A 1,752-nucleotide genomic window follows, 5' to 3' on the forward strand; every position below is an offset into this window, starting at 1 on the left:
TCTCCGCCCGCCGTAGCTTCACAGGCTGTGTGGGAACAGAAAGTCAATACCCTTAATCCTCATCCAAACGGGAGTCCCCCACCCAAAGTAGCTTGCGTGAGCCCCTGCGGTATACCACGACAGGGTGCAACTAAACGGGTTTTTGCTTTGGTTTACTTAGTTTTAAAGTCAAAATTTCGGATCATCAGCCGAATGTGCTCGAAGGATGCAATATTGACCAAGCGCTTGAAATTATAAGCGAAATGGTATAAGCATACTTCGGTGTGGACCTTATAAGTACCTCGCAACTTGAGTTGAAGGCGATCCATCATTGTAACCTTTATGGTGCCAAAGGGGTGCTCTACATTTGCCCTTCGCAAGGCACTTTGCCGGCGCCCATTTGGGGATTTCATCCGGCGAATATATTGTTCTTTCCATTGCTCATCATCGTAACGGTAAATTGTACGAGCACGTGTAGACCTGGTGCATTTTTCCCTTATTGGGCAATCCTGGCATTGGGTTCCCTGGTAACGTACGGCTTTGCGCTGTCCTTTAGTTTCGTATCCTTTGCGCACCAACGGCTTTCCTTGCGAACAGGTATATTGATCAAGTTGAACATCATAGGTAAATAGGATGGGTTGACCGTGTTCATCTGTTCCTGTCCTGCCTTCAGCATTTTTCGGTATGTTGCAATAACAAATGGTTCCTAAGGCTTCCAACTGCTGGATATCCGGGATATTAAAATAATCGGAATCGGCCCGGGCAATTTCCGGTCGAACCCCATACTCAGCTTCGATTTGCTCTACCATAGGTTTAAGGTTGGATCGGTCATTAGCCTTAGCTGTAGTCTGGCTACACAGGATCATTTTATATTTGTCGCATACAGCGCTTTGTATATTGTGTATCGGCATACAGCCATCCCGGCTGTGGCTCAAGGGCGCATCCACATCCGTGAAATTCACCTTGTTTTTAGGATCTGTTTCTATGTATGCTTTTTTTTTAACAGATCCTGGATCTCTTCATGCAACTCAGCTATGCGCTCAATGCTCTCTTTTTCTTTGTCCGCTAAAGCGTCCAGTCTATCCAGTCGGTCATCTACTTCATCATTGTAGTTCAGTTGGCTGACATATTTTTCCAATTCCTGGTCCAGGCGTTTTAGTCGGTTTTCTATTTTCTTGATGCCCAAGGCTCCTCGATTCGCATTAGCCTTGGCCCGCATCCCATCTATGCTGACTTGCTTGCCTTCCAAATACCCACCGCTCTTTAAAAAGGCATTAAGCTGTTTGAATAACCTTCGGATAGACTCCCCATGATCCCGCCTATAATCCGCTATGGTCTTAAAATCCGGTTGCAGACCGCCTAACAGCCAGATCATTTCTATATTCCGATGTGTTTCTACCTCCAGCCGTCGGCTACTGCTTATTCGATTCAGGTAACCGTATAAGTATAATTTTATCAGCGTCCGGGCTCCATACGGCCGTTGCCCGATCTGTGATTGCCCCTTTTGGCTATAGGACTCTTCATCCGCACTTACCGCCCTTTCTACAAATTCATCCAGCAGCCGGATATAATGCTCCTGGTCTACCAAGTCCTCCACTAATCCCAAGGCTAGTTCCGAACGCGATGATGGCTCTTTATAACGCATCTTGCTTTTTTTCTCTAAGTTAAATCTTTTTTTTGCATTTTTATTCCCACACAGCCTGTTCAGCGGAGGAGGGGGTCAGTCTCCGCCCGCCGTAGCTTCAGCGGAGGAGGGGGTCAGTCTCCGCCCGG

2 protein-coding genes are annotated in these 1,752 nt (G+C 47.0%); both read right to left on the reverse strand.

Features of this window, described 5'->3' with window-relative positions:
• Positions 1 to 152: 152 nt before the first annotated feature.
• Positions 153 to 845 (reverse strand): transposase, encoded by a 693-nt coding sequence (locus tag H6570_22665; GenBank protein MCB9322096.1) that lies wholly within the window; start codon positions 843 to 845, stop codon positions 153 to 155.
• Between the two features lie 116 nt (positions 846 to 961).
• The gene (locus H6570_22670) at positions 962 to 1,624 is read right to left on the reverse strand and encodes a transposase (protein MCB9322097.1); all 663 of its coding nucleotides are present in this window, start codon (positions 1,622 to 1,624) and stop codon (positions 962 to 964) included.
• Positions 1,625 to 1,752 lie beyond the last annotated feature (128 nt).

This window comes from Lewinellaceae bacterium (assembly GCA_020636135.1).
In the GTDB taxonomy this organism is placed as follows: Bacteria; Bacteroidota; Bacteroidia; order Chitinophagales; family Saprospiraceae; genus JAGQXC01.